The sequence below is a fragment of the Streptomyces sp. NPDC101225 genome, assembly GCF_044767585.1.
Taxonomy (GTDB): domain Bacteria; phylum Actinomycetota; class Actinomycetes; order Streptomycetales; family Streptomycetaceae; genus Streptomyces.
This window is the reverse complement of the sequence record NZ_JBIWOE010000019.1, coordinates 47509-72229: the sequence shown is the minus strand read 5'-3', so window position 1 is coordinate 72229 and position 24721 is coordinate 47509. Positions and strand designations below refer to the sequence as shown.

Annotated in this window: 25 protein-coding genes; 20 read left to right on the top strand and 5 right to left on the bottom strand. The window is 69.6% G+C overall.

Annotated features, from left to right (window positions below):
* Positions 1–99 precede the first annotated feature (99 nt).
* The 13 genes from ACIRPX_RS25275 to ACIRPX_RS25215 all read left to right on the top strand — a co-directional run bounded on the left by ACIRPX_RS25275 (position 100) and on the right by ACIRPX_RS25215 (position 11004).
* Entirely contained in the window at positions 100–822 is a 723-nt protein-coding gene (locus ACIRPX_RS25275) for a hypothetical protein (RefSeq protein WP_404198730.1), read from the top strand.
* Positions 823–839: 17 nt separating this feature from the next.
* Positions 840–1688: a hypothetical protein gene (locus ACIRPX_RS25270; protein WP_404198727.1), complete on the top strand. Its 849-nt coding sequence runs from the start codon at positions 840–842 to the stop codon at positions 1686–1688.
* Positions 1685–2992: a CpaF family protein gene (locus ACIRPX_RS25265; RefSeq protein WP_404198724.1), complete on the top strand. Its 1308-nt coding sequence runs from the start codon at positions 1685–1687 to the stop codon at positions 2990–2992. The genes ACIRPX_RS25270 and ACIRPX_RS25265 overlap by 4 nt, the downstream gene beginning before the upstream one ends.
* Before the next feature lie 2 nt (positions 2993–2994).
* Positions 2995–3972 (top strand): type II secretion system F family protein, encoded by a 978-nt coding sequence (locus ACIRPX_RS25260; RefSeq protein WP_404198721.1) that lies wholly within the window; start codon positions 2995–2997, stop codon positions 3970–3972.
* Positions 3969–4895 carry a type II secretion system F family protein gene (locus ACIRPX_RS25255; RefSeq protein WP_404198719.1) on the top strand — a complete coding sequence of 309 codons (927 nt, stop codon included), beginning with the start codon at positions 3969–3971 and terminating at the stop codon, positions 4893–4895. The genes ACIRPX_RS25260 and ACIRPX_RS25255 overlap by 4 nt, the downstream gene beginning before the upstream one ends.
* A gap of 140 nt (positions 4896–5035) precedes the next feature.
* Positions 5036–5287 (top strand): hypothetical protein, encoded by a 252-nt coding sequence (locus ACIRPX_RS25250; RefSeq protein ID WP_404198717.1) that lies wholly within the window; start codon positions 5036–5038, stop codon positions 5285–5287.
* A gap of 41 nt (positions 5288–5328) precedes the next feature.
* On the top strand, positions 5329–5775 hold the full coding sequence (locus ACIRPX_RS25245) for a TadE family protein (protein ID WP_404198714.1): 447 nt from the start codon (positions 5329–5331) through the stop codon (positions 5773–5775).
* Entirely contained in the window at positions 5775–6218 is a 444-nt protein-coding gene (locus ACIRPX_RS25240) for a TadE/TadG family type IV pilus assembly protein (RefSeq protein ID WP_404198711.1), read from the top strand. Before ACIRPX_RS25245 ends, ACIRPX_RS25240 begins: the two co-directional genes overlap by 1 nt.
* 23 nt (positions 6219–6241) lie before the next feature.
* Positions 6242–6703, top strand: a complete 462-nt coding sequence (locus ACIRPX_RS25235) for a pilus assembly protein TadG-related protein (protein WP_404198708.1) — start codon at positions 6242–6244, stop codon at positions 6701–6703.
* Positions 6704–7569: 866 nt separating this feature from the next.
* Positions 7570–7983 carry an SsgA family sporulation/cell division regulator gene (locus ACIRPX_RS25230; protein WP_404198706.1) on the top strand — a complete coding sequence of 138 codons (414 nt, stop codon included), beginning with the start codon at positions 7570–7572 and terminating at the stop codon, positions 7981–7983.
* A 275-nt stretch (positions 7984–8258) separates the two neighbouring features.
* A complete protein-coding gene (locus ACIRPX_RS25225; RefSeq protein WP_404198703.1) occupies positions 8259–10085 on the top strand; it encodes a hypothetical protein in 1827 nt (608 codons plus the stop codon).
* Between the two features lie 80 nt (positions 10086–10165).
* Complete coding sequence (locus tag ACIRPX_RS25220; RefSeq protein WP_404198700.1) at positions 10166–10654, top strand: hypothetical protein; 489 nt, start codon at positions 10166–10168, stop codon at positions 10652–10654.
* A gap of 23 nt (positions 10655–10677) precedes the next feature.
* A complete protein-coding gene (locus ACIRPX_RS25215; protein ID WP_404198697.1) occupies positions 10678–11004 on the top strand; it encodes a hypothetical protein in 327 nt (108 codons plus the stop codon).
* A gap of 136 nt (positions 11005–11140) precedes the next feature.
* Here ACIRPX_RS25215 and ACIRPX_RS25210 read toward each other — a convergent pair whose 3' ends face one another.
* Both ACIRPX_RS25210 and ACIRPX_RS25205 read right to left on the bottom strand, forming a co-directional pair.
* On the bottom strand, positions 11141–11344 hold the full coding sequence (locus tag ACIRPX_RS25210; RefSeq protein ID WP_404198694.1) for a DUF397 domain-containing protein: 204 nt from the start codon (positions 11342–11344) through the stop codon (positions 11141–11143).
* 4 nt (positions 11345–11348) lie between these two features.
* Positions 11349–12200 carry a helix-turn-helix domain-containing protein gene (locus ACIRPX_RS25205; protein ID WP_404198691.1) on the bottom strand — a complete coding sequence of 284 codons (852 nt, stop codon included), beginning with the start codon at positions 12198–12200 and terminating at the stop codon, positions 11349–11351.
* 238 nt (positions 12201–12438) lie between these two features.
* On the opposite strand from ACIRPX_RS25205, the gene ACIRPX_RS25200 reads away from it, so the two are divergent.
* Complete coding sequence (locus ACIRPX_RS25200) at positions 12439–12870, top strand: ATP-binding protein (protein ID WP_404198689.1); 432 nt, start codon at positions 12439–12441, stop codon at positions 12868–12870.
* Here the strand turns inward: ACIRPX_RS25200 and ACIRPX_RS25195 are convergent.
* Positions 12860–13918, bottom strand: coding sequence for a hypothetical protein (locus ACIRPX_RS25195; RefSeq protein ID WP_404198687.1), 1059 nt, complete (start codon positions 13916–13918; stop codon positions 12860–12862). The genes ACIRPX_RS25200 and ACIRPX_RS25195 overlap by 11 nt on opposite strands.
* Positions 13919–13920: 2 nt before the next feature.
* Positions 13921–14565 carry a hypothetical protein gene (locus tag ACIRPX_RS25190; protein WP_404198685.1) on the bottom strand — a complete coding sequence of 215 codons (645 nt, stop codon included), beginning with the start codon at positions 14563–14565 and terminating at the stop codon, positions 13921–13923.
* Positions 14566–15015: 450 nt separating this feature from the next.
* On the opposite strand from ACIRPX_RS25190, the gene ACIRPX_RS25185 reads away from it, so the two are divergent.
* The 4 genes from ACIRPX_RS25185 (at position 15016) to ACIRPX_RS25170 (ending at position 20641) form a co-directional block, all read left to right on the top strand.
* Positions 15016–18090 carry a BTAD domain-containing putative transcriptional regulator gene (locus tag ACIRPX_RS25185; RefSeq protein ID WP_404198682.1) on the top strand — a complete coding sequence of 1025 codons (3075 nt, stop codon included), beginning with the start codon at positions 15016–15018 and terminating at the stop codon, positions 18088–18090.
* Positions 18087–18830 carry a prepilin peptidase gene (locus tag ACIRPX_RS25180; protein WP_404198680.1) on the top strand — a complete coding sequence of 248 codons (744 nt, stop codon included), beginning with the start codon at positions 18087–18089 and terminating at the stop codon, positions 18828–18830. Before ACIRPX_RS25185 ends, ACIRPX_RS25180 begins: the two co-directional genes overlap by 4 nt.
* Before the next feature lie 147 nt (positions 18831–18977).
* Positions 18978–20177: a cyclic dehypoxanthinyl futalosine synthase gene (gene mqnC / locus ACIRPX_RS25175; protein WP_404198677.1), complete on the top strand. Its 1200-nt coding sequence runs from the start codon at positions 18978–18980 to the stop codon at positions 20175–20177.
* Positions 20178–20194: 17 nt separating this feature from the next.
* Positions 20195–20641 carry an imidazolonepropionase-like domain-containing protein gene (locus ACIRPX_RS25170; RefSeq protein ID WP_404198674.1) on the top strand — a complete coding sequence of 149 codons (447 nt, stop codon included), beginning with the start codon at positions 20195–20197 and terminating at the stop codon, positions 20639–20641.
* A gap of 60 nt (positions 20642–20701) precedes the next feature.
* Here ACIRPX_RS25170 and ACIRPX_RS25165 read toward each other — a convergent pair whose 3' ends face one another.
* Positions 20702–21718 carry a chitinase gene (locus ACIRPX_RS25165; RefSeq protein WP_404198672.1) on the bottom strand — a complete coding sequence of 339 codons (1017 nt, stop codon included), beginning with the start codon at positions 21716–21718 and terminating at the stop codon, positions 20702–20704.
* A 388-nt stretch (positions 21719–22106) separates the two neighbouring features.
* Between ACIRPX_RS25165 and ACIRPX_RS25160 the strand changes: the two genes are divergently transcribed.
* Both ACIRPX_RS25160 and ACIRPX_RS25155 read left to right on the top strand, forming a co-directional pair.
* The gene (locus tag ACIRPX_RS25160) at positions 22107–22403 is read left to right on the top strand and encodes a hypothetical protein (RefSeq protein WP_404198670.1); all 297 of its coding nucleotides are present in this window, start codon (positions 22107–22109) and stop codon (positions 22401–22403) included.
* 19 nt (positions 22404–22422) lie between these two features.
* Positions 22423–24720 carry a bifunctional polysaccharide deacetylase/glycosyltransferase family 2 protein gene (locus tag ACIRPX_RS25155; RefSeq protein ID WP_404198667.1) on the top strand — a complete coding sequence of 766 codons (2298 nt, stop codon included), beginning with the start codon at positions 22423–22425 and terminating at the stop codon, positions 24718–24720.
* The last annotated feature ends 1 nt before the right edge of the window (position 24721 follow it).

Genomic DNA, 24721 nt, shown 5'->3' with positions numbered 1-24721 from the left:
TGCCATGGCTAACCGCCCAGGTCGGGTGAAGTGTCCGGATTTGCAGGGTATTTGGCCGGCGCGCCAAAGACATTCTTGGCTGTAACGGGGAGCGGTTGCGTGAAGATCCAGGAGCGTACGGGGGCGGGCGCAGGGCGTTCCGCGGCTCCGGTACAGCCGCCGGTCGGTGACCGGCTTCCCACTCCGCCTCGCGAGCGCAAACCGGCGCTGGCCGCGCTCGCGGTGCTGCTGATCCTGGTGGGGGCGCTCGGCGCCACCATGCTGGTGCTGCGCGTCGGCGACCGCGTCGAGGTCATCCGGCTGACCGGTGACGTCCAGGCCGGCGACTCGATCAGCGACAGCAAGATCACGTCCGTGATGGTCAACGACGACTCCGGCGCCGCCTTCGTGCCGTGGTCCCAGCGCGACGCGCTGAAGAAGCTCCAGGCCAAGTCCACCCTGTACAAGGGCACGGTCCTCGTCGGCCAGATGTTCGCCGCCAAGAGCTCGGTGCAGCACGGCAAGGCGACGGTGGGCGTCTCCCTCAAGGAAGGCCAGTACCCCAACACGCTCAAGCCCGGGGACAACGTCGCCGTGTACCGCGTGAGCAGCTCGTCGAGCAGTGGCTCGTCCTCCAACTCCTCCTCTTCGTCGGGCTCCTCCGGCGGCGACTCCCTGCTCGTCGACCACGCCGTGGTCAGCGACGTCAAGAGGAGCAGCGACGATGTCATCAGCAGCACCAACCTGCCGGTCACGCTGACCGTCGACGCCTCCGACGCGCCCGCGCTCGCCCAGGCCGCGTCCAACGGTGAGGTCGTCGTCGTCCAGATTCCCGGCAACTAGAGGCGGCTGCGCACACCATGGCCCTCATCGCCCTCGCCGCCGACAAGGGTTCCCCCGGCGTCACCACCGCGGCCGTCGCCCTCTCGGCGGTCTGGCCGCGCCGCGTCCTGCTCGCCGAGACCGACCCGGCCGGCGGCGACCTGGTCTACCGCAGCGCCGCGGCGCACGGCGGACCGCTCAACCCCAACACGGGCATGCTGTCCATCGCCGCGACCGCGCGCCGCGGGCTCGTGCCCGACCAACTCTGGGACCATGTCCAGCCGTTGAGCGGCGGACTCGACGTCCTCGTCGGGCTCGGGAACGCCGAGCACGCCGCCGGCCTCGCGGGACTCTGGCCGACCCTGGGTCACGCCTTCTCCGCGCTCGCCGACTCCCCGAACGCGCCCGCCGACGTCATCGCCGACTGCGGTCGTATCAGCGGGGACACCCCGGCGGTCGACCTCTTCCCGCACGCCGCGCTGGTGCTGCTCGTCTCCCGTACGGAGCCCGAGTCCATCGCGCGTGTGCGTGACCGCGCCGCCGCGCTCGCGGGCAAGCTGCACGGCGGGTCGCGTGGCGCCGCCGGACTCGCGACCCCGCTGATCGGCGTCGTGCTGATCGCCGACACCAACAACGCGTCCAGGATCGCCGGCCAGGTCAACGACATGCTGGTGCACGCCCAGACCGGTGCCCGCGTCGTGGGCACCATCGCCGACGACCCCGCCGGCGCCGAGCAGTTGGCCGGCCGCAGGCGCGGCCGGCTGGAGAAGTCCCTGCTCATCCGCTCGGCCCGCAAAGTCACCACCGACCTCTACCAGCAGTTCGGCGCGACCTGGGGCGTACCCGCCCCCGGCCAGGTCAACGGCCACGCGGGGGCGGGCGCATGACCGCTGTCGACCACCAGTTGGTCAAGCGGTTCCGGCAGGACGCCGGCGACCGCATCGCCGAGCAGCGCCGCCTGGACCAGGCGAACGGCGTCACGCCGATGTCCACCGAGGACGAGCGGCAGTACGCCCGCGCGGTCATAGCCCAGATCCTGGAGGAGTACGCCCGCACCGAGATCAACGCGGGCCGTACACCGCTCGACGCCGAGACCGAGGAGCAGTACGCGGCCGCCGTGCACGCGGCCCTCTTCGGCGTCGGCCGGCTCCAGCCGCTGCTCGACGACCCCGATGTCGAGAACATCGACATCAACGGCTCCGACCAGGTGTTCGTCGGGTACGCCGACGGCCGTGAGGTGGTCGGCGATCCGGTGGCCGAGACCGACGAGGAGCTCGTCGAGCTGATCCAGGTGCTCGGTGCCTACTCCGGTCTCTCCTCGCGGCCCTTCGACTCCGCCAATCCGCAGCTCGACCTCCGGCTGCCGGACGGTTCGCGTCTGTCGGCCGTCATGGACGTGACACGGCGCCCCGCCCTCTCCATCCGCCGCGCCCGTATGGGCAAGGTCTTCATCTCCGACCTCGTCGGCAACGGCACGCTGGCCCCCGAGGTCGCGCACTTCCTCGCCTGCGCGGTCCGGGCGCGCAAGAACATCATGATCGCGGGTGCCACCAACGCCGGCAAGACGACGCTGCTGAGGGCCCTGGCGAACGAGATCCCGCCGCACGAGCGCCTGATCACCGTCGAGCGCGCCCTCGAACTCGGGCTCGACACCTTTCCCGAACTCCACCCCAACGTCGTGGCGTTCGAGGAGCGGCTGCCCAACTCCGAGGGCCAGGGCATGATTTCGATGGCCGAGCTGGTCCGCCGCTCGCTGCGTATGAACCCCTCCCGCGTCATCGTCGGTGAGGTGCTCGGCGACGAGATCGTGACCATGCTGAACGCGATGTCGCAGGGCAACGACGGCTCGCTGTCCACGATCCACGCGAACAGCTCCAGCGAGGTCTTCAACCGTATTTCCACCTACGCGCTGCAGGCGTCCGAGCGGCTGCCGATCGAGGCCAGCCAGATGCTCATCGCGGGCGCGGTGAACTTCGTCGTCTTCATCCAGCGGCGCAACAACTTCCAGACCGGCGGCCGCCTCCAGCGCATGGTCACCTCCGTCCGTGAGGTCAACGGCGTGGACGGCCGCGTGCTGTCCAGCGAGGTGTTCGCCGAGGCGCCGGACGGGCGGATCGTGCCGCACGCGCCCATCGCCTGCCTGGAGGACCTGATCGCCCAGGGCTACCGGCCCACGGGAACGTGGGGGTGAACATGATGCCTGCTGCACTCGGCTCGCTCGGTTCCATGGGCGGCCTGTTCTCCACGACCGTCGTGTACTCGATCGGCTGCGGTGTCGTCGTCGGCGGCGGTCTCGCGCTGCTCATGGTCGCCGTGCGCGGTCTGCCCGCGAAGCCCGACCACGAGAAGCAGAAGGCGGCGGAGCGGGCCGGTGAACTGCTCCGGTTCGCCGGGCAGCGCGGCTCGCTCGCGGCCATCGTCGGCATCGTCGTCCTGCTGCTGACCCGCTGGGTGGTCGCCGGTGTCGCGGCGGGCGTCCTCGTCTTCTTCTGGGACCGTCTCTTCGGCGGTGCCGGGGAGGAGCGCGCCGCGATGCGCCGCGTCGAAGCCCTCGCCTCCTGGACGGAGTCGCTGCGCGACACGATCGCCGGGGCGGTGGGCCTGGAGCAGGCGATCCCGGCGTCGGCCCGCGCCGCGGCCCCCGTCCTGCGGCCGCACCTGGACGCGCTCGTCGACCGCCTGCGCGCCCGAACCCCGCTTCCCGAGGCGCTGCAGCACCTCGCTGACGAGATCAACGACGCCTCCGCCGACATCATCGTCGCGGCGCTCATCCTCAACGCCCGTCTGCGCGGCCCGGGTCTGCGCCAGGTCCTGGGCGCACTCGCCAAGTCGGCGCGCGAAGAGGTGGACATGCGCCAGCGCGTGATGGCTCAGCGCGCCTCCACCCGCCGCTCGGTCCAGATCGTCGTCGCGGTCTCGATCGCGTTCGTCCTGGGGCTGTCCATCTTCAACCGCGACTTCGTGGCGCCGTACGGAACGCCCGTCGGCCAGCTCGTACTCGCCTGCGTCTGCGGCCTGTTCGCGCTCGGCTTCTGGTGGCTGCGCAAGCTGTCGACCATCGAGACGCCCGAACGCTTCCTCGTCCGGGACGAATCGTCCGTGCAGTTCGTGCGGCCGCGCACTCCGGCGCAGTCGCAACCGTCGCAGCACGAAGGGGGGGTAGTGCGGTGAACCTGACGATGCCGGTCGTGGTCGGTGCCGTTCTGGGCCTTGGCATCTACGCCCTCGTACGCGCCCTGATGCCGTCGAAGCGCAGTGCCGTGTCGCAGGTCGCGCGCATCGACGCGATGCGCGCGCGGGGCGCGGCCTACGAGTCGGCCCGCACCACGCGGGGCAAGAGCGGCCGCCTGGACTCGCTGCGGGCCGAAGTGGGCGAGCGCGTCGCCGAGTTCTACCTCCAGCAGGGCTGGGAGCAGCGCTCGCTGCGCGCGGACCTCGCCGTCCTGGACCGCGGCTGGGAGAAGTTCCTGGCGACGAAGGTGCTCCTGGCGGTTGCGGGTCTCTTCTTCGGCCCGTTCCTGTTCGCGATCGTCTGGACGCTGGGTTTCGGCAGCAGCCCGGTCATCCCGGTCTGGCTGGCCCTGGCCTTCGCGGCGGTGTTCTTCCTGCTGCCCGACCTGGAGGTGCGGCGGGACGCGGCCGAGAAGCGGCGCGATCTGCGGCGTGTGATCGGCGCGTATCTGGATCTGGTGTCGATGAGCCTGGCGGGCGGACGCGGTCTGCCCGAGGCGCTGATGGCCGCGGCCGAGGTCTCGGACGGCTGGGCGACGCAGCGCATCCGCAACGCCCTGGCGGACGCCCGTATCACCGGCATCAGCCAGTGGCAGGCGCTGGGCCAACTGGGCGAGGAACTCGGCGTGGAGGAGCTCAAGGACCTCTCCGCCTCCCTCGCCCTCGTGGCGGACGACGGCGCGAAGGTCCGCGAGTCGCTCGCCTCCCGCGCCGAGACCATGCGGCACCGCGAACTCTCCGAGATCGAGGGCAGCGCGGGCGAGAAGTCCCAGTCGATGCTCGTCGCCCAGCTGCTGCTGTGCGCCGGCTTCCTGGTGTTCCTGATCTTCCCGGCGGCCATGCGGGTGTTCCAGGTGTCCTGACGTACTCCTGAACCCCCACGACGACCGGTGACTACGAGTTGTCGCGAGTCACCACCAGTGACTCCCGGCGTCACCAGCGACACCAGCGTCACCAGCGCGACAACAGAGCCGGCGAACCGCTTCAGAGAGGACAACTCACCATGAACGCAAGGAACTTCCAGACCGGTATTCCGGGTGTGGACTTCCTGGTCACCTTCCTGCAGGGCCGTGTGCAGCGCGCCCGTTCCGGCGAGCTGGACCGCGGTGCGTCCGCGGTCGAGTGGGTCATCATCTCCGCCGTGGTCGTGGCGATCGTGGGCGTGGTCGCCGCGATCATCAATGCCGCGCTGAGCGACGGCGCCAACAAGGTCGGCAACTGCATCAAGGGCGCCGACGCGGGCAAGACCTGCTGAGCGCTCGTACCGGATCCGGACCTGGTTCTACGGGGTTGTCGATGCGCGTACGCCGCTGGCTGCGCCGCCGGGTGGAGGCCGCCTCCGCCCGCGGCGACTCCGGCATGACCGCGATCGAGTTCGTGCTGCTCACACCTGTGCTGTTCTTCATGATCTTCGCGACCGTGCAGTTCGCGCTGTACTTCTTCGCCGACCACGTGGCCCAGGCCGCGGCGCAGGCGGGGGCCCGCAAGGCGCGTGCCACGGCGCACGACCAGCCCGGCGGGTGGCGGGGCGAGGCGCGGGACGTGGTGGACAGCTACATCAGCCAGCTCGGCCCGCAGCTGGTGCTGTCGCCGGACGTGACGATGCTGCAGCCCGAGCAGAACACGGTGGGCGTGGAGATCTCCGCGCGGGTGCCGACGGTCTTCCCGGGGCTGGACCTGACGGTGCACGCGCAGTCGTCGGGACCGGTGGAGCGGTTCGTCCAGGACAACGGGGGGAACTGATGGGGCTCTCAGCCTGGCGCGACCGGGTTCTTCGGCGCGCGTACGGCGAGCGGGACGACCGGGGGCTGTCCACCATCGAGGTGGTGATCCTGGCGCCGGTGATGATCCTGTTCATCCTGGTGCTGGTGGCGTTCGGGCAACTGGTGGACGGCCGGGGCGCGCTCGACGGCGCGGCGCGGGACGCCGCCCGTGCGGGCTCGATCCAGAAGGATCACGCCACCGCCGTCGCCGAGGCGAAGAGGGCGGCACAGGCAGACCTCTCCGACGTCTGCTCCGGACCGGTGTCCGTCGTGCAGACGAGCGCGGGCTTCGAGCCGGACACCATCTTCTCGGTGGAGGTCAGTTGCCAGGTCCGGGGCCTGGCGATGCTGGGCCTGAACATCCCCACGAGGCTGACGGCGAGCTTCAGTTCGCCCCTGGATCCGTTCCGGAGGACGGCGTGAGGGACATCACGCGGGGTGGCCGGATGCCGCGACCTGTCCGTACGTGGCTGTCCTCCCGCCGCGCCCACCTGGACGACCGCGGCTCGGGCGCCGGCGCCGTCATCATCTTCGCGATCGTCTTCCTGTCGCTGTCGGCCTTCGTCATCGACGGCGGCATGTCCATCTCGAAGCGGGAGCGCGCCGCGGACATCGCCGAACAGGCGGCACGTTACGCCGCCCAGGACATCGACCGCGAGGCCCTCTACGGCGACCGGGCCGGACCCGCACCCATCAACTACCAGGACTGCGACGCCCGGGTGAAGACCTTCGCGCGGCAGATGGACATGTCCGGCGCCGACGTCGCCGCGACCCACTGCGTGGCCGCGGACGCGCAACAGGTGCAGGTCGAGGTGCAGTTGACGTACGCCCCCGTCTTCACCGGGATGTTCTACGGCGGTGACGTGGTCGTCCACGGCCAGGCGGTGGCGGAGAACGAGGTGGGCTGAGCCGGGCGCGGACGCGGGAAGCCGACGCGGGAAGCCGGAGTCGGCCGTCGGGGCGGTGCCGTGGGAACGGGTGACGGCGTTCTCGGTCACGACCTGGTGCCCCCATCGTCCTTCCGGCGCGAGAGGCTGACAGGACGGCCGGCGCCGCGGGTGGCCACGGCGGTCGAAGGCGTACGGTACGTCGCCCCGTGGGTCCTGGTGTCCGCCACGCCGGAGGAGGACCCGCCGTACGCGCACGCCGGTCGAAGGTGCCGGTTGCCCTGACGGCCGGCCATGAGGACGGCATCACGGCCCGTCCACCGCAGGCGAGTTGGCCGGACGGCGGCCGACGTCCGCGCTGGGGGTGCCGCGGGAGGCGTGAGCGGCGGGTCGGACGGGGCACGCTGCGGTAGGGCGGCGGCACGCTGAGGTGCGCTGCGGCAGGGCGGCGGCACGCTGAGGTGCGCTGCGGTAGGGCGGGGGCACGCGCCGAGCCGTGTCGCGGTTGGGTGGCGTACGCCGAGTTGCGCTGCGGTTGGGTGGCGTACGCCGAGTTGCGCTGCGGTCGGGTGGCGTACGCCGAGTTGCGCTGCGGTCGGGTGGCGTACGCCGAGCTGTGCCGCGGTCGGGTGGCGTACGCCGAGGTGCGGCTCAGGGCCGACGACTGCGGTGCCGCCCAGGCGTTTCGGACGGGCAAGCGGGCATACGCGAGTTCCAGCCGTAGTCCCGACCGCAGCCCATGTGACGCACGCCACGAAAATTGCCACCCGCCATGGCGTAATCCCGGCCCCCCTTCTTGCTCTACATGAGCACAGGCCCCAACTGGCCGCCGTTCGCTCCGACATGCCCGCCCGTCGCTCGCCCTGTCCGAAAAGAGAACCCTGCCCGTGTACATAGCCCTGGAGCAGCCCACAGGCGCCCACCTGCTCACGCCCGACGACGAGGAGGTGGCGGTGCCGGTGACCCTCCGGTACACCTCCGACGACCCGCTGGCGGTGCACCTGGTCTTCCCGGCGTGGATCTCGCTGGACGAGGAGGAGGTGACCTGGACCTTCGCCCGCAGCCTCCTGGAGGAGGGCCTCGGCGGCCCGGCGGGCCCCGGCACCGTACGCCTGCGCCCGCACGGCCCGTCCCACACCGTCGTAGAACTCCACACCCCGGAGGGCGCGGCGGCGGTCCGTTTCGACACGAGCGCCCTCCGCCGTTTCCTGACCCGCTCCCACGAGGTCACGGCGCGAGTCGGCGGGCCCGTGGAGCCGGTGCTCGACCAGGGGCTCGCACCGATGTCCGAAGGGGTGTGAGAAAGGCGCGGTTGCCGGGTGGGTGACGAGAACCCGGGGCGAACCGTTAATGCGGGGAAAACCGTCAGCATTGGCGAAGATTCCGTGCGGTAAGACGGCACGGAGTCCGCTGTCGCACGTGCGCTTCGCCCGCCGTGACGGCGACAAAACCGTTGGCACTAGCGAAACCGCACGCTCCCTGGATAGCCTCCGGAAGGCTTGGATCGCACTCCGTTCCGATGGTGCGGCACCGCTGAACATCTGCACGTACGTGAGACTTCGACTTGGGGGAGCGCATGCGCCCGGACGGCGGCGGGGGAGATTTCCGCGGTATCGACCCGGACAGGCTCGGCGATCTGATCAGAGTGATCAACACCCATACCGGCGACGGTGGTGCGGCGGCCCAGCCCCACATCAACAGCTGGATGAGCCAGGCGCGTCGGCTCCAGATGGACACCGCGCGCCTGTCGAAGATGACCAGGCACCTCAGCTGGGCGCACGATCAACTCCCCATGCTCCGCCGTCGGCACAGCCTGGCCATGGACGAGGAGAAGCGCGACACGGAGATCGGTCTCGGCGGCGGCATGGTGTCGGCGGGCGCCGGAGACATCGGCCGGTACAAGTCCCAGTCCGAGGCCCGCAAGGCTGCGAAGAAGGCGGCGAAGGCCTACAAGGACGGGGACATGAGCCTCGCGGACTACATGAAGCAGCTCGAGGCCAACCAGTACGACCCGGACTACTGCAAGGCCGCGATGGCCGAACTGGGCGACACGGCGCTGTACCGCCTCCAGGACGGCCCGATGATGTACGACCCCGACAACTCCGAGGCAGGCACCCGTGTCCTGGCGACGGCGGTGGCCACGGCCATGCGCGCCGGCACGACGTTCAAGGACGACTACGGCGACGAAGACATCCAGCACCTCTCCGGTCTCCTCGCCTACGCCGACTTCCCGACGGACGTCGTGGCCAACCTCGGCAAGCAGTGCCTGGCCCCGGGCAACTACATGTACGGCGAGAAGGTCTGGGAGGCCATGGGCAACGACCCCGCGGCCTCCACCAAGTTCCTCCACGACAACATGGACGTCATCCCGGCCTGGATGAAGGACGACTCGGACCACCACGGGGGCCTGCCGGACTTCCAGGCGAAGGCGTTCGCGGGGGTCATTGCGGCGGGGACGCTGAACGGGATGGGTGCGGATCAAAACGTAGCCGCAGACAACACCAAGAAGCTGATTAAGTACTATGCCGACCACGATGGCGAACATACCCATTCAGAGGTCCAGGCCGTTTTCGCCAAGGATATCGCACACTATTTTCCGGACCTTCAGGCCTCGTTGACCGACCCCGGCTCCACGGACTCGAACCTCCTTGACCTGGGCAACGGGCACGTCACTGTCACATCGAAAGAGTGGCAGGCATTCACCGGTGAAGCAATGCAAAATGCGGAAGCGGGAGCTAAGCTTCTTGTTTTTGCATCACAGCAAGCTGATGAATATTCGATGAATAATCCTGATAATCCAGTGGCCACGCACGCCAGCGGTGTCATCGAGGGATTCTTCAGTCAGGAGGCGAGGAATGTGTACCAGCAGATGGTGCACGATAAAAAAGAGAATTCGGACGAATGGAAGAGTAAGTTTCAGGAGCAGGCAAATACGGCGGCCGACACTGTTATAGACGTAGCCCTGGATCCCCAGGGCGCCGCCAAGACGGTCGCCGTTACAGCAGTAAAGGACATTATTCACCTGGCCACAGACGCATATTGGCCGGACGGTGAGGCGCCTGCTCCCAAGCCGCCCCAGACGATTGAATGGAGTCACGTGTGGCAACGGGAAGCCGCAAAGGCGTACGTAAATAACGGTGGATTCGCGCCAGTGACAACTCCTGACGGAACCACCTGGACAGGGGATCCGAAAGAGTATGCAAAAGAATATAATTGCCCTAACTTCCTGGATTCTGATGGGACCTTGTCATTGTCTGGGACGAAGGAGCAGCAGGCTGCTCAGAGGGCGGCATACAATGCGTGGCTCAAGGATCCAGCAGTAGGTAATAAGATCGCTGGCGACACAGGATTCACCACTCGTGACCAAGGTCGCCATGATGGTCAAGATTTGGCGGGTGGCTGATGAGGTATCGTCGATGCGTTCCGGTCGTTCTCTTGTTGTCCGCACTGATTAGTGCCTGCTCAAGCGGGACGCATGAAAAGTTGAGCGAAGCAAAGGGGAAGCGCGTTGCCGATGAGGTGCGGCGACCTGTCGCGGGAACTTACTGGCAGCTCTATAACGCGATCGGCAAAGCGGCGTCCAAAGGTGGCGGCTCGGGATTCTTCATTGATTGCGAGAAAGCAAAAAAGGATTCGGTGACGTATCGCGTTACGACTCTCCTGGACTCTGGCGATAAAAAAGAACCGCTGGAGAGTCTCACGGCATTGGTGGCCGGACAATTGAAAACTGCTGGATGGAGCTTGAGCCCGGCCAGCGGGGTTCATCGTTCCGCGACCAAGAACGGCACCACTGTTGAACTTAAACCGTCACCCGTAAGTGGTACTTCGGTCCAACTAGAGGTGCGGAGCAAATGTGTGGATGTAGGCGCAGCGGCAGACTTGCTTACTGCTGAATACGCCAAGGCGTCGGATAATTACAGCAGCTCCCAGGCGTCGGCGTCTCCTATCCCCACGACGTTCGTCGAACCGTAAGCGAGTGCCCAGAATAGGTAGCGATGACCGGCAAAGGTGAAAAGAAGGTTCCGAGCCCCATCTGGCAAGAGCTGGACAAGCTCCACCAAGCGGTGGCCAAGGACATTGCGGCAGTGGCCTACGCGCTCAAGCACGCCGACAAGCAGATGGCCGGCGGCAAGGGCGACGTCTGGGTCGGTCCCAACGCGCGCGCGTGGGGGAGTGACCTACATGGGGCCCATACCGATCTGTCCAAGCAGGCGCATGAGTTTCTGGCCGAAGTGAAGGGGCAGCGTGCCGCCCATCCGAAGGAAGTGACGCAGGCCGAGGCCGACAGCGAACGTAGGTTTCTTGCCGGGCGGATGGGCTGAACCTGGTGCGGCGTCCGACTGGCTTGCCTCACATCCCGTAGAACGTTGGGTGACGTGTTCGAGCAGTGGCAGCAGTGGCACTCGTTGTTCTGGCTCGTAGCGCGGTGGTGGCTGCGCGTATCGCCGAGGTTTCGGGTCAGGTCGTCTTGCGTGATGCGTCCGTTTTGAGCACGTCAACGAAGGCGATAAAAGTCGCGGCCGGGAAGGAGAGGGTGCCCTGCACCGCGTCCTTGGAGTCGCGTATGGCTACTCGGGTCCGCAGGTTTGCTATTTCCACGCAGGCGTCGCCTTGTCCGCCTCCGGAGTAGGACGACTTCTGCCAGATGCCGGGGGCCAACATGTCCTTACAGCTCCTTCGTCAGCCTGTGGATGAAGTCACGTGAGCGCTCGGGCGCGAGCGACACCGCCTCCACCCTACGGAAGAGTGTTCGGTAACGGCCGAGTTGGGCTTCCGCGTCGATGAAGACAGGGCCGTTGGGGCCGTCGCGTACCACAGTGTCCAGTTGGGGCACTTGGCCTCCCGCGTACACCATCGCGCTTCCGGCTCCGCCGAAGCCGTCCAGGTCGAACGGGATGACTCGCACGGTGACGTGTTCGGCTTCGGAGAGTGCCAGAACGCGGGCGAGTTGAGCTCGCGACGTAGCCCGGTCACCGACCCTGATGCGCAGCGCCGCCTCGTGGATCACCGTCTCGTACCGGACCGGGTCCGGCCGTTCGAAGATGATCCTGCGCTTCATCCGGTGTTCCACCCAGTGTTCGACCTCGTCGTCCGGGAACTCCGGGTTCACGTAGGAGAAGAGCGCCCGGGCGTAGTCCGATGTCTGCAGCAGGCCAGGGATGTGCAAGAACTCCACGTCCCACCGGTGGTTCGCATGATGTTCCAGCTCGGGCAGATCCAGGAACGGCGTCGGCAGGTGACCGCGGTACTCCTCCCACCAGCCACGCGTTCTGTCGGTCGCCATGACCACGAGCGCGTCGATCAGCTCGGAGTCCGTACAGGCGTAGTTGGCGGCGAGAAGCCGCAGCCGTTGCTCGCTCACGCCCACGATCCCGGACTCGATCTGGCTCATCTGGACCGAGTCGGCGCCGATCAGCTCGGCGGCTTCCCTTGCCTTGAGCCCCGCAGCTTCACGGAGTTTGCGCAGTTCAAGTCCGAGACGCGCCTGGCGCGCGGTGGGCGGCTGGCGACGTGGCATGGGCTTCCTTCCTGCCGCAACTGCCCGGAGGCTCCGACTCGTTCGTGCGCAAGATTACGGCAATGACTTGCGTGGAGTTAAATTTCACTCCTACTGTCAGTGATGCGACGTACACGCTGCGGAACCCCGGGACTCCGGAAGCGCACCACTCCGTCATGCCATGACGGCTGCGGCACTGCCACCGCCCGCGAGCGCAGTGGTCTTCGCCAACCCCTCTCTGCCTGACAGGAGTCCAGCCATGCCGGAAGAAGATCCCTGGGAGTACTCCCTCTCCATCCCGAACGACCCCCGCGCCGTCACCGTCTGCCGTCGCACCCTCCGCCTGATCCTCACCATGCACGGCCTGATCCGGCTGGCTGACACCGCGGAGCTGCTCGCGGCCGAGCTGGTCTCCAATGCCGTACGTCATACCAAGGGGCCCGCGGCGTTGCGGGTGCGCTGGTCGGCCGGCGTGCTGCGGGTCGGGGCGTGGGACGCGAGTCCCGAACCGCCCGAACCGCCCGAGCCGCCAGGGGTGCTGGGGCACGTCACCGATCTGGAGCGGGGGCGGGGGCTCGCTCTGGTGCGGGCCTGCTCCGACCTCTGGGGGTGGCAGCCGCTGGCCAGGGGCGGGAATCGCGGCAAGTACGTGTGGTGTGAGGTTGCCGCGGCGCGCTGCGTCAGCGGTTGACGGCCTGGATCTCCTGGACCGTCACGTCCTGGGTCGTGTCGAAGGTGCCGTTGGGGAGACCGCCGTTGGCTTTGCCCGTTCCTCTCCAGGAGATCCGCCAGGTGATGCTGGCCTTGAGGTGGTACGGAGTGCCGTTCGTGGCGTGGAGGTAGGTGACGCCACAAGGCGGGGTCTTGTCGGCGTCGCCCTTCTCGTACGGGGTGCCGATCGAGCCGTCGTCGTTGAATGTGCAGACGCCGGAGGCCGGGTAGGTCGTCGCGTCCTGGGTGCCCGGCTCCAGGTGGAGGGCGACCGGCTTGGCGGTCGTCTCGGCCCAGAGATTGGTGCGGGGGAGCTCCGCGCGGACCGTGATCTCCTGGAACTTGCCCTTGTCCAGCCAGACCCAGGTGGGCAGGTTCACCGTCGACTTGGCGGTGGGCTTGACCTCGATCTCGGTGTCGGGGACCTGCACCTTGTTGTAGGCGTACTCCGCGAGCATCTTCGGCGTGGGGGCGTGGGCGACCTTGGGGACCACGTTGGCGTCCTGCCAGAACATGATCTTGCCGCAGTCCCAGGAGTCGGGATCGCTCTCGTCCGGCGCGACGCTGCGCCAGAAGTAGCCGTCCTTGCCGATGTTCCACTTCTTGTAGCCGTCGGCGACGGTGTTCGCGTCGTCGAAGTCGTGTTCCGGCTTGCCGTCCCGGTAGTGGTCGGTCCAGAGCTTCTTGCCGAACCAGGACTCGTGGATGCCCACGTCGCCGTCGCCGTCGTTGGCGTTGACGAAGTCCTTCAGCTCCTGGCCGGTGAATACGGGTTCGTACCAGCAGGCCGGGGGCTTCCAGTTGACGTCCACGGAGGCGAGGCCGCCGCGCTTGCCGCCGGTGGGGCCGCTGATCTGGCGGACCTTGATCGAGGTGTAGGTGGCGGAGGCGTAGACGCTCTTGCCGTGCTTGCCGCCCTGTGTCCCAGTGTTGGTGCCCCCGCCGCCGACTGCCGTGGCCGGCGCCGTGACGAGGAGGACTCCGGCCAATGACGCGATCGCCGCTGCTGTTGCGCGTCCGGACCTCATCGTCAGCAGCCACCCCTCTTCGCACGCGTGGAGATGTTCTGCCAGACGCCGTCACTGTTCTTGGTCAGAGTGACGGTGTAGAACACCTTGGGGTCGGTCCCCTTGGGGTTGCCTTGGACCTCTTTCGTCTTGCGGTCCCTCGTGTACGCCTTGCTCTCGTCCGTGCAATACGTCACCACGGCGCGCGTCTTCCCGTTGCCGAGGAGGGTGGGCTTGGCGTCGTACGCGGGCAACTTGCCGAAGACCGTGAGGTTCTTGCTCGTGTACGTCTTGATCCACTGCCGGTCCTGCGAGAGGCCCGATGGGGTGTCGTAGAAGGCGAGGGCTTCGCCGCCGTCCGGCTCGTTGGCGATGATCGCCGCATATCCTGCGCGGAGTTGTTCCTTGGTGTCGTCGAGGACGGCCTGTTCGACGGCGTCGCTGCTCGTCCAGTTCTCGAACGTCAGCTGGAACTCGCTCGGGAGGCTGATGCCAGGACGCTTGACCCCGGAGGCCTGCGACGCCGAAGCCGACGGGCTGTTCGGCGTCGTGTCCGCTCCCTTGATGTCGTCCGAGGGTGACTTGTCGCCCCCGCCGCACCCGGTGAGCAGAAGGGCCGTCGCGGCGGTGAGCGCGGCAGCGGTGGTCGGCAGTGCGTGGCGGGCCACGGTGAATCTCCCCCGGAAGTTGGCTGTGTGCAACGGGGAACGAAGCTATCAGGGGCGGGTGAGGGGGTCTGGCGTGCCGGTGGGGGATTGTGTGGGGGATGTGAGGAGTGTGGCGTGACCGGTGCGAGGGCGTGGATCGTAGGCAGGTGAACCCTTGGTGACGGGTTCGCCGGGGGCGAACCGGACTTAGGGGGCACGGAGTGACGTACCGGGTGGCAGGCGTGTTCGCGTCGTCCCGTCCGGCCTTCGACGTCCCAAATCGGAGTCCATAAGATCTCTGTAGGCTCACTACGCCCACAGCCATCACCCGCCAGCCACGCCTCGCCAGCCATCATCCGCCAGCCGCAACCCGCCAGCCGCAACCCGCCAGCCGCAACCCGCCAGCCGCAACTCGCCCCGCACGACTCGCCCTTCACCACTCACCTTCATCACACGACCCGGGACACCGCCATGCCGCGACGCAGCACCTCAAGCTCGACGGGACGCTCGACGGGCAACTCGACGGCCGCTACGGGCCCGAGGAACCGGACACCGCAAGCCGTCCGTGTGCGGCGGCGTTCGTTCGGGGACGTCGTCAAGGCGTTCTTCGCGTTCGTGGCGTTGCTCGTCCTCGTGGTCGGGGTCCCGGGCGCGCTCGCCGTGCTGATCGGATGGCCGCTGCCGCACGGGGTGCCGAGTCTGGACTGGCTGCGGCAGGAGATCACCGTCACGACCTTCCTGCACATCCTGACCGTCGTGGTGTGGCTGGCCTGGGCCCAGTTCACCGCCTGCGTGCTGGTCGAGGTGAAGGCCGCGCTGTCCGGGGTCGGGGTGCCCGGGCGCGTTCCCGGGGCCGGACCCAGCCAGTTGCTGGCGCGGCAGCTCGTCGCCGCGCTGCTGCTCGTCGGCGCGACCGCCGCCAGCCTCACGCCGGGGCTGTCGCAGCTGGGGCACGGCATGGAGGGCAACCAGAAGCCCACCGTGGCCGCGGCCCAGGCGACGCCCGGGATCTTCGCCCAGCAGCAGGAGCAGGCCGCGAGCACCGCCGCCGCCCTCGCCGAGCAGGCCTCGCACGCGCAGGCCGACGCCGGCCGCACCGCCCAGCAGCACGGTGACACGAAGTACTACCGGATCCAGCCGCCCGAGGGCCGCCACCACGACTCCCTCTGGGAGATCGCCCAGCGGCACCTCGGTGACGGGCGCCGGTACAAGGAGATCTACGAACTCAACAAGGACCGTGTCCAGCCGGACGGTTCGCGGCTGTCGGAGGCCAGCCTCATCCGGCCCGGGTGGATCATGGAGATGCCCGGCGACGCGCACGGCGGCGAGCTCGTCGAGGCGCCCGACGCCCACGCCCACGCCCACGCCTCCTCCGGCCTCCAGCAGCAGCTCCACGACTACGCCAAGTCCGGCGACCACGCACAAGGCGACCACGCACAAGGCCGCCACGCGCAGGGCGACCAAGCCCAGGACGGCGGCCACGCGCAGGGCGACCAAGCCCAGGACGGCGGCCACGCGCAGGGCGACCAAGCCCAGGACGGCGGCCACGCCCAAGGCGGCGACCAGCAGGTCTCCGTCCCCGCGCAGCGCCCCTCCGCCGACGGCGGTCACCAGCACACCGCGCCCGCCGCGTCCAGCGCCTCCGACAGCTCCAGCAGCGCCTTCGGCCTGCCCCAGGCCCTCATCGGCGCCCCCCTGCTCGCCGCCGGTCTCCTCGGCGCGCTCGGACGGCGGCGTCGGCAGGCGCTGTGGCAGTCGGCGCTCGGTGCCGTCGCCGGGCGGCGCGGCATGGAGCCGCCGACGCCGACCGGCGACGCCGCGGACGCGCAGGACGCCCTGCTCGTCGGCGCCGACCCCGACGGCGTACGACTGCTGGACCGGTCGTTGCGGGGTCTGGCCGCCCAGCTCGCCGGCGAGTCGCGCGCCCTGCCCACCGTCTACGCCGCCTGGCTCAGCAACGGCGATCTGCACCTGCAACTCGCCCAGCCCGCCGGGAAGCCGCCCGCGCCCTGGCAGCTCGGCCAGGACCAGACGTTCTGGATGCTGGCGCGCAGTGACGCCGAGCGGTACGAGGACGTCGACACCGCCGCCCCCTACCCGGGCCTCGTCAGCCTCGGGACCATGGACGACTCGCGGCTTCTGCTCAACCTGGAGTCCGTGCCCGGCATCGTCTCCCTGAGCGGCCGCGAGGCCGACCGGGCCGCCGTCTTCGCCTCCGTCGCCGCGGAGCTCGCCACCAACGGGTGGTCGGACCGCATGACCATCACCCTCGTCGGCTTCGGCGAGGACCTCACCCCCCTCGCACCCAACCGGCTGCGCCACCTCGACGGCGTCGACGACCTCGTCGAGACCATGGAGGCCGAGACGCGGCAGCGGCGGGGAGCCCTCGGGGCCGCCGGGCACGACTCCGTGCTCACCGGGCGCACCGGACCCGCCCAGCACACCCGCTGGGCCCCGCACCTCGTCCTCCTCGCCGCCCAGCCGTCGGCCGAGGACGCCGTCAAGCTCGCCGAACTCGCCTCCGACGCGAGCCGGCTCGGCATCGGCTACCTCGTCGGCACCGAGAGCGGCGAACTGCCCGGTGCAGCCTGGGAGATGGAGGTCACCGGCGAGGGCAAGCTGCTCGCCCCGCTGCTCGGGCTCGAACTCGACGCCCAGATGCTGCCGCTCGCCACCCAGCGCGCCGTCGTCGAGCTGTTCGTCGAGGCCGACCCCGAGCGCGACCCGCAGGGGCCCGCGCCGACCCCGCCGTTCCTGGTGGACGTCAGCGAGCAGGGGCGGCCCGCGGTGTACGCGCGCCTCGTCGGCCCGTACGAGATCATCGGCCTCGACAGCCCGGACGGCGACCGGAGCGCGCTGCTGCACGAGGCGCTCGCGCTGCTGCTCCTGCACCGCGAGGGCGTGCACCCGCGGGTGCTCTCCTCCGCCCTGTGGCCGCGGGGCGTCACCGAGGACGTACGGGACGCCCTGCTGGAGCGGCTGGCGGACTGGCTCGGCGCCGATCCGGACGGCCGCCCCCGGCTCTCCGCCGACGCGACCGGGCGTCTGGTGCTCGCCAAGTCCGTGGTGTCCGACCTGGACGTGCTGCGTTCGCTCTACCACGAGGCCACGCAGGGCAAGGGCGTCGACAGCCGTGTCGTGCGCGGGCGGCTGCTCACCGACGCGCTCGTGCTGGTGCGCGGCCCGCTGCTCGCCGACCGTCCCGAGGGCCGCTACCGCTGGCTCACCCACGAGATCGTGGACGCCCAGCTCCCGCTGCTCGTCGCGGACATCGGGCTCGCGCTGTCCGCCTTCCACCTGGAGAAGGACCGCGCGGAGAAGGCGATCGAGGCGCTGGGCGCTGCCCTCAACTCCGCCCCGGCCGACGAGCGGCTGTGGAACGAACTGCTGCGTGCCACCCACGCCACCGGCGACACGGACCGCCTCCAGGCCCTCGCCGCCGACCTCGTGGACCGCAGCGGCGCCCGTGGACTGCCGCCGCGCACCGAGGCGTTGCTGGACGAGCTGCTGCCGTCCTGGCGCAGCGGCGTCGCCGCCGTGGGATGAACGGCGGTGTGAGCACGGCCCTGCTGAGCGCCGTCGCCGCCCTGTGGGGCGCGGCGGCGGGAGCGCTGCTGCCCCGCGCCGCGTACCGCTTCTCCGTGGAGTCCGGGCAGGACTGGCGCGACGGGTGTCCCGGCGGGCACCCCGTGACCGGGTGGCTCGGCCGGGCGCGCTGCGGGCAGTGCCCGTCCGCGGAGGCGGCCTATGGGCCGGCGGCGCCGCTGATCGTCGCCACGGCCCTCGTCTGCGCGGCCCTCGCCGCCGCCACCGGCACCCGGCCCGAGCTGGGCGTGTGGCTGCTGCTCGGGCCCGTCGGCGTGCTGCTCGCGGCCGTCGACCTGCGGGTGAAGCGGCTGCCGGACGTGCTCACGCTGCCGCTCGCGGGCGGTGCGCTGGTCCTGCTCGGCGTGGCCGCCCTGCTGCCCGAGCACGCCGGCGACTGGCTCACCTCCCTGTACGGCGCTCTCGTGCTCGGCGGCGCCTTCTTCCTGCTGTTCCTGATCAACCCCGGCGGCATGGGCTTCGGCGACGTGAAGCTGGCGCTCGGCCTCGGCGCCGCGCTGGGGTGGTACGGCTGGCCGACCCTCATGCTGGGCACCTTCGCCGCGTTCCTGCTCGGGGCGGTGTACGGGGGCGTGCTCGTCGCCGTACGGCGGGCCGGGCGCAGGACGGCCATCGCGTTCGGGCCGTTCCTGATCGCCGGGGCGTTCGCCGGGCTCCTCGCCGGCGCCTACGCCGCCTGACGGCGCCGTGGCCTGCGCGGCCTGACGTCGGACGCGTGAAACGCCTGGCGTAGGCTGGTCGGGTCTGCCCGCCCGTCTCCCACCACCAGCCTTGTTCCGAGCGCTCCGCGCGCACCTCTTGACCTCCTTGACGAAAGGGACGCCCCGGTGACCGAGAAGGCCGACCTCCAGTCCGTCCTCGACCGTGCCGCCGCAGGTGGGCGGATCACCCCCGAGGAGGCGCTCGACCTCTACCGCGACGCCCCGCTGCACGCGCTCGGCGCCGCCGCCGACGCCGTGCGCCGCCGCAAGTACGCGGGCACCGAGCACATCGCGACGTACATCATCGAGCGCAACATCAACTACACGAACGTCTGCGTCACGGCGTGCAAGTTCTGCGCCTTCTACGCCGCTCCCAAGGACACGGCGAAGGGCTGGACGCGCGACCTCGACGACATCCTGCGGCGCTGCGCCGAGACCGTCGAGCTGGGCGGCACGCAGATCATGTTCCAGGGCGGGCACCACCCGGACTACGGCGTCGAGTACTACGAGAAGCACTTCTCCGCCATCAAGCAGGCCTTCCCGCAGCTCGTCATCCACAGCCTGGGGGCGAGCGAGGTCGAGCACATGGCGCGGATCTCGAAGGTCTCCGTCGAGGAGGCGATCCGGCGCATCCACGCCGCCGGCCTCGACTCCTTCGCGGGTGCCGGCGCCGAGCTGCTCCCCGAGCGGCCGCGCACGGCGATCGCGCCGCTGAAGGAGTCCGGCGAGCGCTGGCTGGAGATCATGGAGACCGCGCACCGGCTGGGCGTGGAGTCCACGTCCACCATGCTCATGGGCACCGGCGAGACCAACGCCGAGCGCATCGAGCACCTGCGGATGATCCGTGACGTACAGGATCGTACGGGCGGCTTCCGCGCCTTCATCCCGTACACCTACCAGCCCGAGAACAACCATCTGAAGGGCCGTACGCAGGCCACGCTCTTCGAGTACCTGCGGATGATCGCCGTCGCGCGGCTGTTCATGGACAACGTCCAGCACATCCAGGGCTCCTGGCTGACCACGGGCAAGGAGGTCGGCCAGCTCTCGCTGCACTACGGCGCGGACGACCTCGGCTCGATCATGCTGGAGGAGAACGTCGTCTCCTCGGCCGGTGCCAAGCACCGCTCCAACCGGCTGGAGATCATCGACCTGATCCGCAAGGCGGGGCGGGTCCCGGCCCAGCGGACGACGACCTACGAGCACATCGTCGTGCACGACGACCCGGCGAACGACCCGGTCGACGAGCGGGTGATGTCGCACATCTCCTCCACCGCGATCGCGGGCGGCACGGCCCACCCGGAGCTGAAGCTCCTGGCGTCCAACTGAGCTGACCCGAGGGCGAGTTGGAGACCATTCACGCGGCGGACGAGGTCCGCTGCAGCTGGGATGCGGAGCCGATCGGGAACGGCGCCGTCGTGGTGGGGCGGGACCGGATCGGCGCGGTGGGCCCGCTGGCGGAGCTGCGCGAGCGGTTCCCGGGGGCGCGGGTTCGCAGCTGGCCCGGCATCCTGGGGCCGGCGCGCGTCCACGAAGGCCCCCTTCCGGAGGCGCCGTCGCCGCGTGAGCGCATCCACGCCGTGCTGAAGCTGGGTGCGGTCGCGGTCCTGGAGAGGTACGTCGACTCGCCCGAACTGCGGGCCGCGGCCGAGCGGAACGACGTCGTCCTCCTCGACCGCGCCCGCCCGACGGCGATCGTCCCGACCGGCCGCGCCGACCTCGCGGTCTTCGACGGGACCGGTGCCTGCATCGCCACGGTGTGCGCCGGACGCCTGGTGCACCGGCGCCGCTAGGACGTGTTGCGAAAGCAGCGTCGTCCGCCCGCAGGGCAGGCGGGACATTCGCCACACGCCCTAGCCTGCCAGCGCCCGCCCGAAGGCTCCCGAACTCTGTTGTACGCCGCTGCAGTTGGTCGCCGCGTCGTCCCGCGTCGACTTCCCCTTCTCGCACTGCTGATCCCGGAACGTCGCCCACATCGACACCCAGGCGATCCCCTTCTGCTCCGCGAACGTCCGTACCTGTGCCGCGTCGGAGAGCGTGAACGTCTCGGCGGTGATGTCGTTCACGCCGATCATCGAGGTGAGCGCCATGCCCTGCCAGGCGCCCGCGTCGGACAGGCCGAACACCTTCTTCAGCTGCGCGTGGGCCGCCTTCGCCGAGGTGAGGGCGTAGTCGCCCATGTCGCCGGTGTACGACTCGCCGTAGTTCATGGTCATGAGGTCGACCGTGGCGACCTGGACGTCGTACCGGTTGGTGGACTCCAGCAGCGCCAGGCTGTCGGCGTCCAGTCCGGACGGCATGACCGGCAGCGTGAAGGAGACCTCCAGGTCGCGGCGCTCCTTCTGCAGCAGGGCGATCGCCTCGGAGCGCAGGGCGACCGAGGCGGTGTCGGTCAGCTCGTCGCCCTCGATGTCGAAGTCGGCGCGGGTGGCGCCGGCCGCGTCCAGCGCCCTGCCGTACGCCGCCGCGAGCGCGGACGCGCTGCCACAGGTGGACGCCAGCTCCTTGCCCGAGGCGCCGCCGAAGGACACGCGCACGGCGCCGCCCTTCCTCAGCTTCGCCACGCGGGCCGTCACCGCCGGATCGGTCAGCGCCTGCTCGCCGTTCCACTTCGGCGTGCAGCCGCTGCCGTCGGAGATCACGAAGGCCAGGTTGTACGCGGCGGGGGAGCCGCTGGAGTCGGTGGCGGCGGCGTCCGTCGCGCTGACGTAGGGGGCGTACGACGTGCCGGACGACCCGGCGGCCGTTGTGCCGGACGTCGCCGGTTCCCGCGCCGCATCCGTGCCGGCGCCCGAGCCCGCGGAACAGCCCGCCGTGGCCAGGGCGAACAGACAAGTGAGCCCGGCCACCGGCTTCCGGAAACTCGGCATTACTCAGCACCCGCTCTCGTGATTTCTGTCTCAAGCTCGAAACAAAGGCTCATTCCAAAGGGAAACGTCTCACACGCGGCTGGTGTTCATGAAACCAGCTCATACACAGGAAACACAGGGGAGGAACGGTATGAATCGGGTGAGTCGGGCAGGCGGAACGGGACATTCAACCCCTTCCTCCTCGTGCGGAGTTGTGCAGGCATTCACGATATTCCACAGGCGGGAGACAGTCAGAGGCGTTTCTCATATCTGTCTCACAAGAAGGCGCGACCCGGTCACATAAAGACTCCCTAACGTCTGGGGAATGCATTCCGAGCCTGCCATCGAAAACCATGCGACCGGGCATGGTCGCCGCCGCAAACGCGGTAACGGGCCCGCCGAGGGGCCCGTGTTCGTTGACAACTCCGGGCGCCGCTCCAAGCTGCTGCGCCGGGCCGGCCTCCTCGCCGGCGTGCTCTGCCTCGGGTACGCCGTGGTGCTGGGGCTGGCCTTCATGGGGATCGGCACCGGGACCCCGTCCTCGCTGCTGCCCTTCGCGGGCGGCGGCCCCGGCGGCGCCGAGCCGCAGGGCGGCGTCGGCACGCCCCGCGCGCGGCCCAGCGGTACGCCGCCCACGGGCGCCGCCCACGGCGGCCCGCCGGGCTCCGCCCCGTCCGCGTCCGCCTCCGCCGGCACGGCCGGATGACCGGGACGCGGCCGCACTCATGACGACGACATCCACCTCTCGTGGCCGCCGCCGGGCCCCGGGCCGTATGCAGCGGGCCGCGGGCAGGGCCGCCGCCCTCCAGAAGCCGCGCGTCATCCTCGCGCTGCTGGTCCTGCTCGGGCTGACCAGCGTCCTGCTGCTCGACGGCTATCTGCGCGCCGAGGTCGGCGGCGACGAGCGCGTGCGCACCGGGGCCAGTTCCAGCAAGGTCCCCGAAAGGATCATCGAGGGCGGGCCCATCCTCACCTTCCGGGGCGGGCGGGCCGCGACGGTCTCGGTGCCGAAGAAGACCATCGCCCTCACCTTCGACGACGGCCCGAACCCCACGTACACCCCCCAGGTGCTGAAGATCCTGAAGGAGAACGACGTCCCGGCCACGTTCTTCCTGGTCGGCTCGATGGTCTCGCGCCACCCGGGGATCGTGCGGGACATGGTCCGCCAGGGCAGCGAGGTGGGCATCCACACCTTCACCCACGTCGACCTCTCGTACCAGAGCGACGCCCGGGTCGACCGCGAGATGGAGCAGACCCAGCTCGCGCTCGCGGGCGCGGCCGGCATCACGACCACGTTGTTCCGGGCGCCGTACTCCTCGGAGACGGACGCCATCGACAACTACAGCTGGCCCGTCTACAAGAGGCTCGGCCAGGAGGGATACACCAGCGTCTTCGTCGACACCGACAGCGACGACTGGAAGAAGCCGGGCGTCTCGAAGATCGTCGACTGGGCGACGCCCAAGGGGACGTCGGGCGCCGCGGTCCTCATGCACGACGCGGGCGGCGACCGCACGCAGACGATCAGGGCGCTGCCGAAGTACATCAGGAAGATGAAGGCGAAGGGCTACACCTTCACCACGGTCAGCGGCGTCGTCGAGCAGCAGAACGCGGGCGGCGCCCGGACCGGTGCTCCCGCGGGGGCCGCCGTCGCGGGCGCGGGCTCGGGCAGTGGTCCCGACGGGCAGGCGGCACAGGGGGGTTCGGCCACCGGCGGGCTGCAGGCCGCCCACCGCGAGGCGACCGGCGCGACCCTCTACGAGGGCAAGGCGCTGATCGTGGCCGTCGCCGTGGCCGAGTACGCCCTGCCGGTGCTCTCGGCCGGACTGATCGTCGTGGGCGTGGCCGTCATGGGCCGCTTCGGGATGATGGTGATCCTCGCCCGGCGGCACTACCGGCAGCGCAACCGGCGCCGGTTCGGCTGGGGACCGCCGGTCACCCGGCCGGTGAGCGTGATCGTCCCGGCGTACAACGAGAAGGAGTGCATCGCCAACACCCTGGAGTCGCTGTCGCGCAGCACGCATCCGATCGAGATCATCGTGGTCGACGACGGCTCCACCGACGGCACCTCCGAGATCGCGCGCGAGGCGGCGTACGCACTCGGCATGACCAACGTCCGGGTGATCCGCCAGGAGAACGCGGGCAAGCCGGCCGCCCTCAACAACGGTGTCCGCAGCGCCAGTTGCGACATCGTCGTGATGATGGACGGCGACACGGTCTTCGAGCCGGAGACCGTACGGCAGCTCGTGCAGCCCTTCGCCGACCCCGGGGTCGGCGCGGTCGCCGGGAACGCCAAGGTCGGCAACCGCAACACGGTCATCGGCGCCTGGCAGCACATCGAGTACGTGATGGGCTTCAACCTCGACCGCCGCATGTACGACCTGCTGCGCTGCATGCCCACCATCCCGGGCGCGATCGGCGCCTTCCGCCGCGACGCGGTGCTCCAGGTCGGCGGCATGAGCGAGGACACCCTCGCCGAGGACACCGACATCACCATCGCCATGCACCGCGCCGGCTGGCGGGTCGTCTACCAGGAGCACGCCAGGGCCTGGACGGAGGCGCCGGGTTCGCTCAAGCAGCTGTGGTCGCAGCGCTACCGCTGGTCCTACGGCACCATGCAGGCGCTGTGGAAGCACCGCAGGTCGCTGACGGACAAGGGGCCGTCGGGCCGCTTCGGCCGGGTCGGCATGCCGCTGGTGGTGATCTTCCAGATCGTCACGCCCGTCTGCGCCCCGCTGATCGACGTGTTCACCGCCTACTCGATGATCTTCGTCGACTTCACCGCGGCGCTGCTCGCCTGGCTCGCGGTGCTCGGCGTGCAACTCGTCTGCGCGGCCTACGCGTTCCGCCTCGACCGGGAGAAGTACCGGTATCTGCTGATGATGCCGCTCCAGCAACTGGCCTACCGCCAGATGATGTACCTCGTCCTCATCCACTCCTGCATCACCGCCCTCACCGGCGGCCGCCTGCGCTGGCAGAAGCTGAAGCGGACCGGCGAGGTCGGAACGCCGGCGGGGGTGGGCTGAC

Excerpts from the sequence above, each read along its gene's own strand:
- ACIRPX_RS25270 (WP_404198727.1), top strand. The coding sequence starts at position 840 with ATGGCCCTCATCGCCCTCGCCGCCGACAAGGGTTCCCCCGGCGTCACC.
- ACIRPX_RS25265 (WP_404198724.1), top strand. The coding sequence starts at position 1,685 with ATGACCGCTGTCGACCACCAGTTGGTCAAGCGGTTCCGGCAGGACGCC.
- ACIRPX_RS25260 (WP_404198721.1), top strand. The coding sequence starts at position 2,995 with ATGATGCCTGCTGCACTCGGCTCGCTCGGTTCCATGGGCGGCCTGTTC.
- ACIRPX_RS25250 (WP_404198717.1), top strand. The coding sequence starts at position 5,036 with ATGAACGCAAGGAACTTCCAGACCGGTATTCCGGGTGTGGACTTCCTG.
- ACIRPX_RS25245 (WP_404198714.1), top strand. The coding sequence starts at position 5,329 with ATGCGCGTACGCCGCTGGCTGCGCCGCCGGGTGGAGGCCGCCTCCGCC.
- ACIRPX_RS25240 (WP_404198711.1), top strand. The coding sequence starts at position 5,775 with ATGGGGCTCTCAGCCTGGCGCGACCGGGTTCTTCGGCGCGCGTACGGC.
- ACIRPX_RS25235 (WP_404198708.1), top strand. The coding sequence starts at position 6,242 with ATGCCGCGACCTGTCCGTACGTGGCTGTCCTCCCGCCGCGCCCACCTG.
- ACIRPX_RS25225 (WP_404198703.1), top strand. The coding sequence starts at position 8,259 with ATGCGCCCGGACGGCGGCGGGGGAGATTTCCGCGGTATCGACCCGGAC.
- ACIRPX_RS25215 (WP_404198697.1), top strand. The coding sequence starts at position 10,678 with ATGACCGGCAAAGGTGAAAAGAAGGTTCCGAGCCCCATCTGGCAAGAG.
- ACIRPX_RS25210 (WP_404198694.1), bottom strand. The coding sequence starts at position 11,344 with ATGTTGGCCCCCGGCATCTGGCAGAAGTCGTCCTACTCCGGAGGCGGA.
- ACIRPX_RS25205 (WP_404198691.1), bottom strand. The coding sequence starts at position 12,200 with ATGCCACGTCGCCAGCCGCCCACCGCGCGCCAGGCGCGTCTCGGACTT.
- ACIRPX_RS25200 (WP_404198689.1), top strand. The coding sequence starts at position 12,439 with ATGCCGGAAGAAGATCCCTGGGAGTACTCCCTCTCCATCCCGAACGAC.
- ACIRPX_RS25195 (WP_404198687.1), bottom strand. The coding sequence starts at position 13,918 with ATGAGGTCCGGACGCGCAACAGCAGCGGCGATCGCGTCATTGGCCGGA.
- ACIRPX_RS25185 (WP_404198682.1), top strand. The coding sequence starts at position 15,016 with ATGCCGCGACGCAGCACCTCAAGCTCGACGGGACGCTCGACGGGCAAC.
- ACIRPX_RS25180 (WP_404198680.1), top strand. The coding sequence starts at position 18,087 with ATGAACGGCGGTGTGAGCACGGCCCTGCTGAGCGCCGTCGCCGCCCTG.
- ACIRPX_RS25165 (WP_404198672.1), bottom strand. The coding sequence starts at position 21,718 with ATGCCGAGTTTCCGGAAGCCGGTGGCCGGGCTCACTTGTCTGTTCGCC.
- ACIRPX_RS25155 (WP_404198667.1), top strand. The coding sequence starts at position 22,423 with ATGACGACGACATCCACCTCTCGTGGCCGCCGCCGGGCCCCGGGCCGT.